Source organism: Streptomyces sp. NPDC058240 (assembly GCF_042882135.1).
In the GTDB taxonomy this organism is placed as follows: Bacteria; Actinomycetota; Actinomycetes; order Streptomycetales; family Streptomycetaceae; genus Streptomyces.
The window spans coordinates 110,509-126,166 of sequence record NZ_JBHVWT010000011.1 but is presented as its reverse complement, the minus strand read 5'-3'; the positions used below and the strand labels follow the sequence as shown (position 1 = coordinate 126,166).

General features: G+C 70.7%; 10 protein-coding genes. 5 read left to right on the top strand and 5 right to left on the bottom strand.

Features of this window, described 5'->3' with window-relative positions; translation table 11 throughout:
• Positions 1 to 315: 315 nt before the first annotated feature.
• The 5 genes from ACFVX4_RS20080 to ACFVX4_RS20060 all read left to right on the top strand — a co-directional run bounded on the left by ACFVX4_RS20080 (position 316) and on the right by ACFVX4_RS20060 (position 8,411).
• Complete coding sequence (locus ACFVX4_RS20080) at positions 316 to 2,559, top strand: serine/threonine-protein kinase (RefSeq protein ID WP_389978912.1); 2,244 nt, start codon at positions 316 to 318, stop codon at positions 2,557 to 2,559.
• An 805-nt stretch (positions 2,560 to 3,364) separates the two neighbouring features.
• A complete protein-coding gene (locus ACFVX4_RS20075; protein WP_389979137.1) occupies positions 3,365 to 4,561 on the top strand; it encodes a M20 family metallopeptidase in 1,197 nt (398 codons plus the stop codon).
• A gap of 13 nt (positions 4,562 to 4,574) precedes the next feature.
• Entirely contained in the window at positions 4,575 to 5,531 is a 957-nt protein-coding gene (locus tag ACFVX4_RS20070) for a GNAT family N-acetyltransferase (protein ID WP_389978909.1), read from the top strand.
• Positions 5,528 to 6,634, top strand: coding sequence for an o-succinylbenzoate synthase (menC, locus tag ACFVX4_RS20065; protein ID WP_389978906.1), 1,107 nt, complete (start codon positions 5,528 to 5,530; stop codon positions 6,632 to 6,634). Before ACFVX4_RS20070 ends, menC begins: the two co-directional genes overlap by 4 nt.
• Positions 6,635 to 6,740: 106 nt before the next feature.
• Positions 6,741 to 8,411, top strand: coding sequence for a PucR family transcriptional regulator (locus ACFVX4_RS20060; RefSeq protein ID WP_389978903.1), 1,671 nt, complete (start codon positions 6,741 to 6,743; stop codon positions 8,409 to 8,411).
• Between the two features lie 22 nt (positions 8,412 to 8,433).
• On the opposite strand, the gene ACFVX4_RS20055 is transcribed toward ACFVX4_RS20060, so the two are convergent.
• The 5 genes from ACFVX4_RS20055 to ACFVX4_RS20035 all read right to left on the bottom strand — a co-directional run bounded on the left by ACFVX4_RS20055 (position 8,434) and on the right by ACFVX4_RS20035 (position 15,643).
• Entirely contained in the window at positions 8,434 to 10,524 is a 2,091-nt protein-coding gene (locus tag ACFVX4_RS20055; RefSeq protein ID WP_389978899.1) for a prolyl oligopeptidase family serine peptidase, read from the bottom strand.
• Positions 10,521 to 11,807, bottom strand: a complete 1,287-nt coding sequence (locus tag ACFVX4_RS20050; protein ID WP_389978896.1) for an erythromycin esterase family protein — start codon at positions 11,805 to 11,807, stop codon at positions 10,521 to 10,523. Before ACFVX4_RS20050 ends, ACFVX4_RS20055 begins: the two co-directional genes overlap by 4 nt.
• 30 nt (positions 11,808 to 11,837) lie before the next feature.
• A complete protein-coding gene (locus ACFVX4_RS20045) occupies positions 11,838 to 13,697 on the bottom strand; it encodes an ABC transporter substrate-binding protein (RefSeq protein WP_389978893.1) in 1,860 nt (619 codons plus the stop codon).
• A 63-nt stretch (positions 13,698 to 13,760) separates the two neighbouring features.
• Positions 13,761 to 14,696: an ABC transporter permease gene (locus ACFVX4_RS20040; RefSeq protein WP_389978890.1), complete on the bottom strand. Its 936-nt coding sequence runs from the start codon at positions 14,694 to 14,696 to the stop codon at positions 13,761 to 13,763.
• Positions 14,693 to 15,643 (bottom strand): ABC transporter permease, encoded by a 951-nt coding sequence (locus tag ACFVX4_RS20035; RefSeq protein WP_389978887.1) that lies wholly within the window; start codon positions 15,641 to 15,643, stop codon positions 14,693 to 14,695. Before ACFVX4_RS20035 ends, ACFVX4_RS20040 begins: the two co-directional genes overlap by 4 nt.
• Positions 15,644 to 15,658: the final 15 nt, after the last annotated feature.

The window sequence follows — 15,658 nt, the reverse complement described above, 5'->3', positions numbered from 1 at the left end:
GCTGCATCGGTACCACATGGCACAGGTTGCAGATCGCGTCTTATGTGGTCCAGGTGGTTCATTTGAGGTGTGTGAGCGCAGACCAGGTCAATGTGGTCCAGAAGTGTCGACGCTGTTGGTGACATGCGTGTGAGAGGTCACGAACCCCCGTCGGCTTGTGCCGACGGGGTTCAGCACGCGGCACGGGAGCAGCCCCGGGCTCCCTGTTCGTCACCCGCTTTGCTCTGTTGTACTGCCCTGCGGCTAGTTTGTGTCCAGGACAGGTACGCAGGCCCGTGGTGGCAGAGGTGCACGGGGGACGGGAGGTCGGGAAGAGTGTCGCTGCGCGGAGGTGATCCAGCCGAGATCGGCGGTTATCCGCTTGAGGCGCGGCTCGGCTCGGGTGGCATGGGCACGGTCTTTCTGGCCCGTACGAGCTCGGGGCGACCTGTCGCGATCAAACTGATCCACCAGCAGTTCGCGGGGGACGACGAGTTCCGCATCCGTTTCCGGCAGGAGGTGGCGGCGGCGAGGCGGGTGAGTGGCGCGTTCACCGCAGCCGTGGTCGACGCTGCCCCTGAGGCCGAGCAGCCGTGGATGGCGACGACCTATATCGAGGGACACACGCTCGCCCAGCGCATCGCGGCGAACGGCCCGCTGAACGGAGCGGAGCTGAGGAGGCTCGCCATCGGGCTGGCGGAGGCGCTGCGCGACATCCACCGGGTGGGGGTCGTCCACCGTGACCTGAAGCCCTCGAACGTCGTTCTCTCGCCCGAGGGCCCGCGCGTCATCGACTTCGGCATTTCGCGCGCCGTGGACCAGCAGACGCTGACGATGACAGGGCGGGTCATCGGTACGCCGCCCTTCATGTCGCCGGAGCAGTTGCAGGCGCCGCGTGGTGTGGGGCCGCGGTCCGATGTCTTCTCGCTGGGGACGCTGCTGGTCTACGCAGCGACGGGCCACGGACCCTTCGACGCGGACAGCCCATACTTGACGGCGTACCAGGTGGTGCACGAGGAGCCGTCGCTGGATGCTGTTCCGGTGGCCTTGCGCGCGGTCGTCGAGCCGTGCCTGGACAAGGAGCCCGAGGGGCGCCCCTCGGCGGACGAACTCCTCGTGCTGCTGCGGGACCTGCCGGCCGACCTCGGCGGGATCGACGCGAACGGGGTTGGCGCGGGTCGCACCCGCGACATGATCACCCAGCATCACTTCGCGACGCCGGCCACCCCGGCGCCGACTGCCCCGACCACAGCCCCGGCCGGTCCCGATACCGGGAGCACCGGCACCCCCATCGGCCGCCGTCTGCGTCGCCGATGGCGTCCCGTGCTCGCGGCCGCGGTCGCGGTGGCAGCGATCGGCGGGGGAGTCGCCGCGCTGAAGGCGGGCGGCTTCGGGGGGAACAGTGGCGGCGACCAGGGCAACAGCGTTGCGGCGCCGGGTGCCGCACTTCCGGACGGCTTCCGGCCGTGGCGCAAGACCGTGCAGGGCGGCCAGGAGGACATCCCCGACGAGCTGCGTTGCGTCGCGCGCGGCGACGCGCTGTTCTGCGGGGGCGGCGGTGTTGTCGCGACCCGTATCAGGGCCTCGGGCGGCTCGCGGGTGTGGACGGTGAAGAGTCCGGGCGTCCCCGTCCAGGGCATGCACCTGGTGGGCGCCACCGACGACACGGTGCTCGGTTACCGCTTCGCCGCCCAGGACGCCCCGCAGGACCCTCCCAGTGAGGTGGTGGCCATCGACGCGAACAACGGCCGGGAGCTGTGGTCCGTGCCGTCCGGCGCCCAGTCGAGGGCCGTCACGGGCCGGACTCAGGACGCCATCGTGGTCGGCTCCGCCGTGGTGACGGTCGACGCTTCCAACTCCGGCTTCGAGGCCCGGGACGCGCACAGCGGTACGGTTACCTGGAAGACGCCGTTCCCCGCAGGCGCACAGTGCGCTCCCGTCCCGGTGGGCCCGCAGCTCTTCGCGATGTGCGCGACGGATGCGGAGGTGGATGCCTCAGAGGTGCGCCACCCCACCCTGTACACGGTCGACCGCGCCTCGGGGACACTGGGCAGGCCCATCGCGGTCAACGGCCCCGCCGTGCCGATGGGCGTCGCCAACGGCAGGCTCGTACTCCTTCAGGGGCACATGGAGGGACCGGCGCTGGCCGGCTACGACGGGGTGGCGCGGGTCGACCCGGCCTCGCGGAAGGTCACGTACTCCCGGCTGGCCAAGACATATGCGGGGACGCCCGGCATGGCGGACGGCACCCTCTACGTGAGCACGCAGACCGGTCTCGTCACGGCGCTCGACCCCGCGACCGGCCGGAAGAAGTGGTCCCGGCAGACGGGCGTGGAGGGCGCGTCGGGGCCCGTGACGGGAGCCGACGCGCTGTACTTCAGCTCGGCCACCGGCCGGGTGGTCGCGCTGTCGCCGTACGACGGCAAACCCCTGTGGACAACAGATCCGCAGGCCGATGGTTTGACGGGCGAGCAGGGCGCAAGCCCGCGCGTGACCGTCGTGGGGCGTGCAGTGATCGTGGCCGCGGCCAAGAACACTCTCTTCGCCTTCGACACGCAGAAGCCGCCGAAGTCGGGCTGACCCCGGCGGAACCGGCCGCCGGCCGCCTTCCTTGCCGTGCGGATACCTCAGCGGCTCACTCGGTCGTCTGCGCAGCGAGGTCGCGTCTTGTGCGAGTGCGCCGCGCGGGTCCCAGGCGGGGGGTCCTCGGGGTCGGCACGGGTGCGCCCGTCAACTGCTCGGCACGAGGTGACGTTGTTGCGCGCGTACTGCGACGCTCCGGAGCGCCGTCTTGTGAACGCGGAGGGTGTGGACAGGTCCGAGATCGAAGCGTCGACGCGATAGCTGGACTGGGCTCGACAGTGCGTTGATGCTCTTGATCCGCCCAGGCGGCTACCAGTCATGCCGAGCCCACGAGAGCTGCCACCGGACGATCTGAAGCCCCACTGGCAGGGCTGGAGCCCTGATGGTTCCGAGATACGCCGCTTCAGCGGGGCCTTGGCCGAGAAGCCCCGCTCGGCTGTGAAAGGGACCGGTGGGGGACTGTGCTTCCGTGTGGCTACAGCCGGTGCACGGTAGGTCCGTAGCCTGTCGGGGCATGTGGCCAGCTGCCGATGGCACCCTCCTGCTCGGAGCCAGGACACTGAGGCCACGCATGACTCGGCCGGGTCACTGCACTGGAGGCCCGGTTCATCGCCCCACCCCAATCGAGCACATCGATATTGGCGGACCGGACAGATCCCACCGCGGCGCAACTCACGATGCTGGGCAGATGCGTCGACTGGAGGTTTCCGCCGTGACAGAACACCGTGCCGTGGTGAATCGAACCACTGGGCAGGAGGACGGTGCCCGGCCGGAGAGCCGGGAACGAGAGCGTGCGGCCGCGATGGTCGCAGACATCGAGCGGCTGGTGCGCTGCGAGTCCCCCTCGGACGACCTGGCCGCAGTCGCCCGCAGCGCCGAGCTGGTGGCCCGGATCGGCGCCGGTCACCTCGGGGCCGAGGCGGAGCGGGTAGTCATCGACGGATGCACGCATGTGCGGTGGCGCTTCGGCCGGACCCCGCGCGTGCTGCTCATCGGGCATCACGACACGGTGTGGCCGGTCGGGTCGTTGAAGAGCCATCCGTTCGGGGTTCGCGACGGAGTGCTGCGCGGACCCGGTTGCTTTGACATGAAGGCCGGCCTGGTGATGGCGTTCCACGCCTTGGCGGACCTGATCGGCACGGGGGCACGGACGAGTGTGCCCGGACCCGGGGCCGCGCATCCGCTGGACGGTGTCACCCTCCTCATCACCGGTGACGAGGAGCCGGGTTCGCCCTCGTCCCGGGAGCTCATCGAGGGCGAGGCCCGCTCCTGCGCTGCCGCCCTCGTACTGGAGGCCGCCGGACCGGGTGGGGCCCTGAAGACGGAACGGAAAGGGGTGTCGCGCTACGAGGTGCTGGTTCGAGGACGTGCCGCCCACTCCGGCCTTGAGCCGGAGCGTGGCGTGAACGCGACGATCGAGGCCGCCCACCAGATCCTGGCCGTGGCCGCACTGGGCGATGCGGCACACGGTACGACTGTCACGCCGACCCGCCTGGAGGCGGGCACCACGAGCAACACCGTCCCCGCCTCGGCACGCTTCGACGTCGACGTCCGCATACGGGACGCGGCAGAGCAGCACCGTGTGGACAGAGCGATGCGCGACCTGCGGGCCCGGCTGGCCGGCGCAGCCGTGGAGGTCACAGGCGGTCCGAACCGGCCGCCCTTGCAGGCCACCACATCGAAGGATCTTTTTGCGCGGGCGTGCCGGCTCGCGACGGACCTCGGGCTCGGCCCGCTCACGCAGGTGGCCGTCGGCGGCGCCTCCGACGGAAATCTCGCCGCGGGAGTCGGCACCCCCACTCTCGACGGCCTGGGAGCGGTAGGCGGCGGCGCGCATGCCGACGACGAACATCTGATCGTCGCGGAGCTGCCGCGGCGGACCCGACTGCTCACCGCGTTGGTGGCCGACCTCCTGGCACCCCAGGACGGCTGTCCGCCCGGACGAAGCGGGAGCCCGCATCCTGTGCCCTCGAACCAGCTGCGCGAAGATCGGGGTTGAAACCATGACCTGCGTGACCGATCTCCTGCGCGACCGCACCGAATCCCCGCCCGTCGACGCGGCATACGCCGCGGCTGAGACCGCCGCGCGCGTCGCGGGCATCGACATCCGTTCCCTGGACAGTGTCAGTGAGCTTGCGGCCGTTCGGCGCCTGTACGAGCAGATCTGGCGCACCGGCGAGAACAGTCCGGTGGTGACCGCCGACCTGCTGCGTGCGCTGGCGAAGGCGGGCAGTTACGTCAGCGGTGCCTTCGTGGGGGACGAACTGGTCGGCTCCTGCTTCGGGTTCTTCTCCCCGCCGGCGCGCGCGGCCCTGCACAGCCACATCGCAGGGGTGCTGCCCCACGTGCGGCGGCGCAACGTCGGATTCGCCCTGAAACTGCACCAGCGGGCCTGGACGCTGGCGCGGGGTGTGGGCGAGATCTGCTGGACGTACGACCCCTTGGTGCGCCGCAATGCGTACTTCAACATCGCCAAGCTGGCTGCCGAGCCTGCCGAGTACCTGCCGGACTTCTACGGCCCCATCGACGACGGGGTCAACCGCAGTGACGACAGCGACCGGATTCTGGTGCGGTGGCGTCTGGAGTCTCCGGACGCCGAGTCGGTCTGCGCCGGGCGGCCCAGACCGGCCGACGCGGAAGTCGCCCGGTCGCGCGGAGCGACCGTCGCCCTCGGAGTCTCCGCCACGGGCGCGCCGTCGGTGGGGCACCTCGGCGGCAACGCACGGACCGTACTGGTGGCCGTACCCGAAGACATCGAGGCACTGCGCGAGAGCGACCCGGCGTGCGCCGTGAGCTGGCGCACGGCGGTACGGGACGTGCTGGGCGGACTGCTCGCCGACGGCGCGCGGGTGCGCGGCTTCGACCCGGCGGGCTGGTACGTCGTGGACCGCGGAAGCCCGACGCAGGTCGCCGGCGGCACGCGCCGGCACGGAACACACCACAACGAAGCGCCACAGGAGACAGCGTGAAGGTCACCGGAGTCGAACTGCGCACCATCAAGGCACCCCTCGTATCCCCGTTCCGCACCTCGTTCGGCACCGAGACCGTGCGGGAGGCCCTCCTGGTGCGCGTCGTCACCGACGAGGCCGAGGGCTGGGGAGAGTGCGGCGCGGGCACCGCTCCTCAGTACTCGTCGCAGTACACGCACGCCGCCGCGGACGTCCTCAGCCGCTTCCTGGTTCCGGCGCTCGCCGGGGTGGCCGACCTCGACGCCCACCAGGTCGCCCCGGCTCTGGCCGTGTTCAAGGGGCACCGCATGGCCAAGGCCGCCCTGGAGACGGCGGTGCTGGACGCGGACCTCCGGGCCCGGGGAGTGCCCCTCGCACACGCCCTCGGCGCGGTCCGCGACAGAGTGCCGTGCGGGGTGTCGGTGGGGATCACGGAGTCGATCCCCGCGCTCCTCGACGCCGTCGCCGGATATCTGGACGCCGGCTATCTGCGGATCAAGCTGAAGATCGAACCCGGCTGGGACATCGAGCCGGTGCGCGCCGTCCGCGAACGGTTCGGCGACATCCCGCTGCAGGTGGACGCCAACGCCGCCTATCGCCGCGGCGACGCCCGCCATCTGGCCCGGCTCGACCCGTTCGCCCTCCTGATGCTGGAGCAGCCTCTCGCGGAGGACGACCTCCTCGGCCACGCGGAACTCGCGAAGCGCATCACCACCCCGATCTGCCTCGACGAGTCGATCGTCTCCGCCCGCGCCGCCGCCGACGCGCTCGCGCTCGGCGCCTGCCACGTGGTCAACATCAAGCCGGGCCGCGTCGGCGGCTATCTGGAGGCGCGGCGGATCCACGACGTCTGCGCGGCGCACGGCGTCCCCGTCTGGTGCGGCGGCATGCTCGAGACGGGACTGGGCCGCGCCGCCAACGTGGCGCTTGCCGCACTGCCCGGGTTCGTGCTGCCCGGCGACACCTCGGCCTCCGACCGCTACTACCGGACCGACATCACCGCACCGTTCCACCTCGTGGACGGACATCTCGCCGTGCCGACCGGGCCGGGCCTCGGCGTCACCCCCGTCCCGGAGATTCTGGACGAGGTGACGGACTCGACGACCTGGGTGCCCGTCCCCTGAGGCCCTCACCGCGCCGGCCCGTTCGTCCGTGTGGACGAACGGGCTGGCATCATTACGTCATGCGCGACCAACTCCGATGCCGGTGGGCCGGGCTAGTTTCGGCCCCGTGCTCATTCCCGTGACCAGCCTTCCGCGAGCGAGCCTCGCGCGTGTCCTGGAGGAACTCGGTTCCACCCTGCTCGACGTGGTCTGCGGTGACGTAGAACGCGCCGACGGCATCGGCGGCGTCGTCATCCACGACCCACTCGACGAGCCGGAACTCCCGGACAACGCACTGGTACTGGGCGTAGCCCTGCACGACCTCTCCGACATCGCCCGAGTCGTCACCCGCCTGGGGCAGCGCGGCGCCGCCGCCCTGGTGGTACGCGCGCCCCTCACCGCCGACGAGGCGCTGATCGATGCGGCCGAGGCGTCGGGCGTGGCCGTGCTCTCCTTCGCCCGCGGCGCCTCCTGGACGCACCTGGCGGGGATGCTCCGGACGCTGACGACCGACAGCAACCGGCATGACATGGGTGGTCACACGGCCGACCGGATCGAGTCCGGCGACCTCTTCGCGGTCGCCAACGCGATTGCCGCGCTGCTGGACGCGCCCGTCACCATCGAGGACCGCAACTCGCGCCTGCTGGCCTTCTCCAGCCGGCAGGAGGACATCGACCCCTCGCGGGTCCAGACGATCCTGGGCCGGCAGGTCCCCGAGCACTACACGCGCATCCTTGAGGAACGCGGGGTGTTCCAGGCGATCTACCGCAGCGACCGCCCCGTCTTCGTCGCGTCTCTCCCCGAGTCGGGCGACACGACACAGCCGCCCGAAATGCCGCGCGCGGCGATCGCCGTGCGCGCCGGGGACGAGATCCTCGGCGCGATCTGGGTGGTCGTCGCCGAGCCGCTGAGCGAGGACCGCAGCGAAGCGCTCTACGAGGCGTCCAAGCTGGTCGCGATGCACATGGTGTGGCAGCGCGCGGACGCGGACATGGAAAGGCGGCAGCGCGCGGAGCTGCTGGCCACCGCACTGGAGAGCGGCCCCGGATCACCCGAGGCGATCCGCCGCCTCGGCCTGAAGGACGAGCCCGCCGTCGTTCTCGCACTCACCGTCGTCGACGCGGCGAATGAACACCGGCTGCCCGCCCGTACCGCCACCGAACGCAAACGCCTCGCTGACGCGTTCGCCATGCATCTGGCCGCGGTGCACCCGCGCGCCACCGCGGCGCTGATCGGCGACATCGCGTACGGCATCCTGCCCCTTCTTCCGCAGAACCGGCACGATGCCGAGGAACGGGCGGCCCGCATCGCCACCGAGTTCCTGGCCCGCGTGGGCTCCCGGCTGCGCCCCGTGATCGGCGTAGGGCCGTACGCCGAGGACAGCGCGGCGCTGGCCCGGTCGCGTACCGGAGCCGAACGGGCGTCGCGCGTCCTGCGGTCGGGAACCGCCGGGCAGCCGGTCGCCCGCCTGGACGACGTCCACGTCGAGGCACTGCTGCTGGAGCTCGCCGACCTCGTCCCGCGCGGGGACCTGCCCAGCGGCGTCGTCGCGCGCGTCATCGCCTACGACGAGATCCACGAGACCAACCTGGCCGAGACGCTGCGGAGTTGGCTCGACGCCTTCGGCGATGTCGCCACGGCCGCCGCCTCGATGTTCGTGCACCCCAACACCTTCCGCTACCGGCTTCGGCGCGCGGCGGAGGTCGGCCGGATCGACCTCAATGATCCGCCCGCACGTCTCTCGGCCATGCTGCAGCTGCACCTGATGTCGCTCAGGTCCGCCCCGGACGGCGGATGAGCGGACAGGCCGTCCCGCCCGCTCATCCGGAAGCTTCCTGACGGCCCAGACCGAGTGTCCTGATCAGAAAGGCCAGCCACTCGGCGTCCTGTGCGGTCGCGACCTCGTACGACGTCGCCGCGCCGTGCCCGGCGTTGTCGAAGACGTGCAGGAGGATCGGCGCGTCCCCTTCCTGTGCCGCCTGCAGGCGGGCGGCGAACTTGCGCGCATGCCAGGGAGGACACCGCGGATCGGTCGCCCCGGCCTGAAGATAGATCGCCGGGAAGACGCCGGGCCCGACCAACTGGTAGGGCGAGAGCCGCAGCAGCCGCCGCACTTCCGCAGGATCGTCCGGATCCGCCCACGCCTTGCGGATGACGAAGTCCAGATAGGGATCGCGGGTTCCCCCGATGAGGTCGAGGAGCGGCGCCATCGGCAGCACGGCACACCACAGCTCGGGGCGCGTCGTGAGGGCGACCCCGCACATGAGACCACCGTCGGAGCCACCGGTCAGCGCGAGCCGCTCGGGTGTGGTGCGCCCTGTGGCGATGAGGTGCTCGGCGACGGCGATGAGGTCGCGGTCGCGCACGTGCTTGCGTTCCCGGTGCGCGGCCAGGTACCAGTCGCGGCCGAACTCGCCGCCCCCGCGCAGATGCGCCTGGACGAGCACGCCGCCGGCCGCGACGAAGGCGGCCATCTCGGGCTGGTACTGCGGCAGCAGAGGCACGTTCGCCGCTCCGTACGCGGAGATCAGCGTGGGCGCGGGCTGCGTCGGGTCGCTGCCCGCCGGTCGTACCACGTGGTAAGGGATCTCCACGCCGTCGAGTGCGACGGCCCGCTCGAACGTCACGTCGGCGTCGAGGGTGACCGCCGGGGCCGACAGCGTCTCGGTGTCCGCCTCTCCCGGACGGTGCCGATAGACGCCCCAGGAGCTGGTCGGGGTGGAGAAGGCGAAGACGAAGTCGTCCGGGGGAGAGCCCACGGCCAGGCCGGTCAGGGCGAAGAACGGTGCGGAGAGCGCCCCCTGCCCGGGCAGCGGAACCTCCCCGGTGACGGCGCCGGAGCGGTCGAGGATCCGTACCCGGGCGCAGGTCCGGTCGAACTCACTGAGGTACAGATGGTCACCGACCGGAGACAGGGACCGCAGCACCGTCTCGCCCTCCGGCACCAACTCCGTCCACGAAGCAGGGTCGTTGGGGTCGGCGGCGTCCAGCGGGAGCGCAACCACGCGCCCGCGTGGTGCCGCCACATCGGTCACCGCGATGTAGCGGTCGCCGACGATGTGTCCGGCGACGGTCCCGGCGCAGTCGGTGACGAAGGGGCGCCAGGGGGTGGTGGGCCGGGACAGATCGCGTACGGCGACCGGAACAGGACTGCCCACCCGGTGACTTGCGACGGCCCAGCGGCCGTCGGCCGAGAACTGCACGAGTGTGTACTCCTGGGAGCCCTCGCCGACCGGGATCGGTTCCACCACGGTGCTGCCCGCGCTGTCCCGCGTGGCGAGCCGGTGACGGTACACGGCCTGCCGGAACTCGTGCGGCGCACCGGTCAGGGCGAGGAAGAGGAAGCCGCTGCTGTCGGGCAGCCACGACACGCCACCGGCCCACGCGCTGTGCAGGACCTGCCGCGGCGCGCCGTCCAGTACGCGCCCCGAGTCCACCTCGATGAGCCGGACCGTGTTGTGCTCGCTGCCGTCGGTGCAGACGCCAAGGGCCAGGACGCGACCGTTCGGCGACGGCGCGAGCCACGACAGGAACGCGGGGTTCTGCCCGTCGCCGAACGCGGTCAGGTCGACCACCGGCCGGCCCGCGCCGAACGGCCGGTCGGCGACGACCACGCCGGGCGCCGCCGCACCGGGTGCGTTCACGGCGCGGAACCAGCGGCCCGCCGCGAACCTCGGCAGTGCCGGGCGGGACCCGGCATCGTAGGTCTCAATCAGCTTTCGTACGGCCGCGGGGTCCTGCCCGTCGTAGGCGATCGCCGTGGCGAGTTCGGCCTGTCGGCGCTGCCACCGCCGCACCTCGTCGGTCTCCGGCTCCAGCCACCGGTACGGGTCCGGCACCCGGACGCCCGCAACGTCCTCGAAGGCGTCGACGGTCCGCGCGGGCGGATACGGCGGAGGGCTGCTGTTCACTGTGACTCCGACTCCTCGGTGTCCCGGAGACCGTCGAGGTCTCCGGGACGCATGGACTGATCTGCATCTGCATCTGCATCCGGGGGCGCCTCGAAGCCCGCTCGTGCGGCCGCGACGAACTCGGCACGCAGCCGCTCGAACGCCCCGGGGATCCGGTTCACCTGCCGGAAGTGGAGCAGTGCGTCGTAGGCAGCCGGGAAGTCGTCGACGGGGTCGAGCTCCCCACCGGCGAGCGTCCCCTCGACGCCGTCGAAGAACCCGGCGGGCGCGCGGCGCGGATCGAGGAGGGTCACCTCCGGGCCGAGACGGTCGAGCCGTGATTCGACGGACTCCGGCGTCAGGGTCCGCGCCCCGAGCGTGACGTCGCAGTCGAACGGACGCGACGACCGCTGGGTGAAGGTGACTTCGGGCCCGGAGCCGTACGTCGTCCCGATGACGACGAGGTCCGCTCCCAGCTCGGAGGAGAGCAGACCGCCCAGGGTCGGCCGACGGTGCAGCGGTGTACGGCGGACGTGTGCGTTGTGGGCGCTCACCACGATGCGCCGCTCCCGGCGCAGGATCCACTCCACGCTGCGCGCCATGAAGGCCTCCCGCGGATAGGGACCCTCCGAGGAGGTCCCGTCCTCGTCGGCCTCGGCGACGAAGGCTTCGAGCGAGGCCGCGCACCACAGGGCGATCTCGGCGGCCTCGTCGTCCGGGCCGCTGTGCCGGCGGTAACGGAGTGCGCGCTCGTCCAGTCCGCGAAGGCCGTCGAGCAGCCGGGCACGGTCCGAGGAGGACATCGCCGCGTACCGGACCGCCGCCTGCGACCGGTCGCCCAGATCGCTCAACCGCAGCAACTCCTCGTCGCCCGGACGTGCGGGCAGCCGGTCGAGGCAGGCACGGACCGCCGGGCCGGGGGAGGTGGACGAGCCGGGCAGGTCCATTCCGTAGAAGGCGACCTTCGCCGACCCGCCGGAGTTGCGCCGACGCATCCAGCGCAGTTGCCTCCACATCGGCTCGCACTCGCCGAAGCGGTAGGTGATGCCGTCCCGGGCGACGGTCCCGACCCGTCCCGGCCCGCCGTCGATCCACTCGTCGACGGCCAGCCCCTCGGCGAATCCGGACTCCAGGACCAGCCCGGTGAACCCGCACTCCCGGACCAGGAACCGGAAGAGCAGGTCCCTGAGCCCGTAGAACTCCGTGATGTTGTGCGCGCCCTCGCCGAGCGCCACCACCCGTGCTCCGCCGATCAGTTGACGCAGCGCAGCCATGTCCGCAGACGTGTCGTGGAACGTATCCATGACGGCTCACCACCTTCCCGCGCGCGGCATTCAGTTGTGGAAGTACCAGAGTTCCGGCGTATACAGGAAGCTGAGCAGTGAGCTGAACGACGACGGCGGCCCGGAGAGGCTGTTCTTCCACACGACAAGGGTGTGCGGAGTCGGGAAGTAGAGCACCGGCAGGTCCTGGCCGAGGCGGGTCACCTCGGCCGACAGGGCCTTGGAATCCGCTCCGAACGTCGACGCGTCGATCAGCTTGTCCGCCTCGGCGTCGCGGTACCCGCCGAGATTGAAGCTGCCTCCCGTGTTGAACACGGTGTTGCTGCTCGGGTATCCGGCCGCCAGGTACAGCGGTCCGTAGTCCTGCGCCGCCCACTTGTTCTTGTTGGCGGGCGCGAAGGAGTTGCCGTAGTTGGTGTACAGGTAGTTGAGCGACTTGCTCACGAGCGTGACCTTGATGCCCAGCTTCTTGGCCTCCGATGCGAAGGCGGTGCCCCGGGCGCCGACGTACGCCGGGGTGTTCGCGGAGGCGAGGGAGAAGTCGACCGTCTGCCCGCGCGGGATGCCCGCCCCGCACTCGTCGGCCCCGGTGCCCGGGCGTCGGCAGGTGGTGGCGCCGCCCGGCTCGACCTTCCAGCCGTGGTCGGCGAGCAGGCTCTTGGCGGCGGCCGGGTCGTACGGGTAGGGCGCCTTGTCACCGAACGCGGGCGGATACGGGGATTCGCCGCCCGCGGTGGAGTAGTTGGGGGAGGCGGCACCGTTGTACACGCCCCGGCTTCTGATGTAGCCCTGCTGGTCGATCAGGTGTTGCAGGGCCTGGCGGAAGTACGGCTGCGCGATCACCTTGTCGAAGTGGTGGGTGGTGTTCTCGAAGTTCAGGACCAGTGGGTCGAACCGGGCGGGCGCCGGGGCGCCGTAGACGTGGTAGCCCTTCTTCTTCAGCGCGCCGATCTGCATGATGAAGCTGGAGTCCAGCGTTCCGACGGTCAGGTTGCCGGCCTTGAACTGGTTGAGGACCGCCGGGGCGGAGGTGAACGACTTGAAGTCGACCCGGTCGAGCCGTGAGCCGCCCGGGCCGCTGTAGGACGTGTTGGGGACCAGGGAGAACGAGCCGGTCGTGGGGTCGAAGCTCTTGAGACGGTACGGGCCGTTGACCACCTGCCAGAGCGGGTTGTCGGCGAATGTGGCCTGGGACTCCGACTGCTTGGTGAGGTAGGTGTAGATGGCCTTGGCGTTCTTCGGCTGCGTGTAGTCCAGGTGCGGCCCCGAGGTGCGGGCGATGTTCCACTCCTTGGAGGGCATCACGTACAGCAGGGTCAGCATCGACATCAGGTAGGACGGGTTGTACGCGGTCGTGGACCTGAGGGTGAGCTCGTCCGACGCGGTGGCCTTCGCGGTGATGCCGTCGGGAAACTGTCCTGGGGTGTAGAAGCTCCAGTTGGCCGGGCTCTCCTTGAGCGCGGCCTTCAGCAGGGCCAGGGAGAAGACGACGTCGTCGGCGGTGACCGGCCTGCCGTTGGACCATGAGTAGTGCTTCATCTTGATGCTCACGGTCTTGCGGTCGGTGCTGTAGCGGGGCGCCTCGGCCAGGCTCAGGGCGGCGTCCGCGATCTGGTCGCCCTCGCCACTGGGGCGGTAGAGGGAGCGCCACAGGAGCCCCCGGGCGATGACGGTGCCGTTGGCGGACGCCGGCGGATACGGATAGATGTAGTTGGGGCTGAGCCCGGGAGTCAGCGCGACCGTGGCCGTGCCGCCGTCCTTGGGCTTCCCGGACTCCTTCGGCAGGGTCTTGTAACCGCCCTGCAGATCCTTGGCCAGGTCGCCGCCGGTGCACGCCGTGGCCAGTACGGCGAGCACGGCGGCGAGCACCGCGAAGCGGCGTCCTCGCGCCTTGCCGGGCACATGTGTCATGGATGGCTCCCTGCGAGGTGTGGTGGAAGGGGGTGAAAGGGGCGACGGTTGTGGCGAGCGGCCTCAGCCGGCCCGGTGACCGACCGCGTCGCGGAACGCGTCCGCCAGCAGGTTGAGCCCCAGCACCGTGACGATGACGCAGATGCCGACGGGATACACCAGCCACCAGTAGTCGGCGGAGATGAACGTCGCGCCGTTGGCGAGCTGGCTGCCCCAGTCCGCGGTCGGGTATGTCAGGCCGAAGCCCAGGAAGCCCAGAGCGGCGACGACGAGGATCGCGTCGGCTACCTGGAAGGTGATGACGACGATGATCACGCTGAGCGCGTTCGGAATCAGGTGGGTGAGGATCAGCCGTGGGCGGGAGGCCCCCATCACCCGGGCCGCCAGCACGAACTCCCGTACCCGCAGGGTCAGGACCTCGCCGCGGACGAGCCGGGCGGAGACCAGCCAGGAGAACCCGCCGATGACCAGGCTCAGCGACACGGCGTTCGCATGGAAGCGCACCGAGAGGATCAGGACGAAGAAGAGGAAGGGGACCGACAGCAGGGTGTCGACCACCCGCATCAGGAACCCGTCGACGATCCCGCCGGCGAGTCCGGCGACGGCGCCGTAGACCGTACCGATCGTGGTGGCGAACAGCGCGGCGAGCAGCCCGATCTGCAAGGACACCCTGCCGCCCGCCATGAGGCGGCCGAGCACGTCGAACCCGTTGAGGTCCGTCCCGAGCGGATGCTCGGTGCTGGGCGGCAGAGCCGCGTTCACCAGATCCACGTCGGTCTGGTTGGTCTGGTAGAGCAGGGGGCCGAGGAAACAGAACCCGACGACGAGTAGCAGAAGCAGTCCGCCGGCGAGGCCCAGCGGGTGGTGCCGCAGTGCGCGCAGCACCGGCTTCGGAGTGAACCGCTCGCGCACGTCGGTCGGTTCGACCGGGTCGGCTGCTGACGGCGCCGTGGCGCCCGCCTCCAGGGCCCCCGCTGTGTCCGGGTGTCGTGAGGTCATTTGTTCAACTCGATTCGGCTGTCGGCGGCGGCGACCGCGATGTCGGCGACGAAGTTGCCGGCCACCGTGAGGACGCCGCCGATCAGGGTGTAGGCGAGGAGCACCGGGTAGTCCTCGTGCTGCAGGCTGTTGAGGAACAGCAGGCCGAGGCCGGGGTAGTTGAAGAGCGACTCGACGATCAGGTTGCCTGCCAGGAGGCTGGGGATGAGCGTGCCGACCAGCGTGATCAGCGGCAGACAGGCGTTGCGCAGCAGGTGGCGCGTCAGGACGCTCCGCTCCGGGAGCCCTTTGGCCCGGGCGACCCGGATGTAGTCCTGGCCGAGCTGGTCGAGAGCCGACGAGCGCTGGTACTGGGAGAAGATCGCGACGCTGGTGATAGCGAGCGTGATGACGGGCAGGGCCATGGCGCGGGGATCGGTGAGGACCACCCACGCGGAGTGCGACTGGGACGCCTCGGCAGGGAAGAACGACAGGGACTGGCTGAACACGGCGATCAGGATCAGGCCCAGCAGGAACGACGGAGTCGCGTAGAGCACGTAGGAGGCCGCCGTGGTGGCGCGGTCGACGAGACTGTTGCGGCGGACCGCCTGGAGGATGCCGAGCGGGACGGCGATCAGCAGCGCCAGGACCAGGCCGGCGAGCGACAGCATCGCGCTGCGGCCGGCGTTCTGCTGCAGTACCGCCCCCACGTTCTCGTTGAGCTTGTAGGACCTGCCCAGGTCACCGTGGGCGAGCTGGCCCAGATAGCTGAGGTACTGCACGACGAGCGGCCGGTCGAACCCGTGCTCCCGGTTGAAGTCGGCCACGGCCTGGGGGGATGCGCGCTGTCCCAGGACCACGCGGCCCGGGTCGTCCGAGACCACGTGCAGCAGGAAGAACACCATCGCGGAGATGCCCAGCAGGACGACGAAGGAGATCGCCAGCCGTCGGACCACGTACCAGCTCATGCGTGACCATCTCCT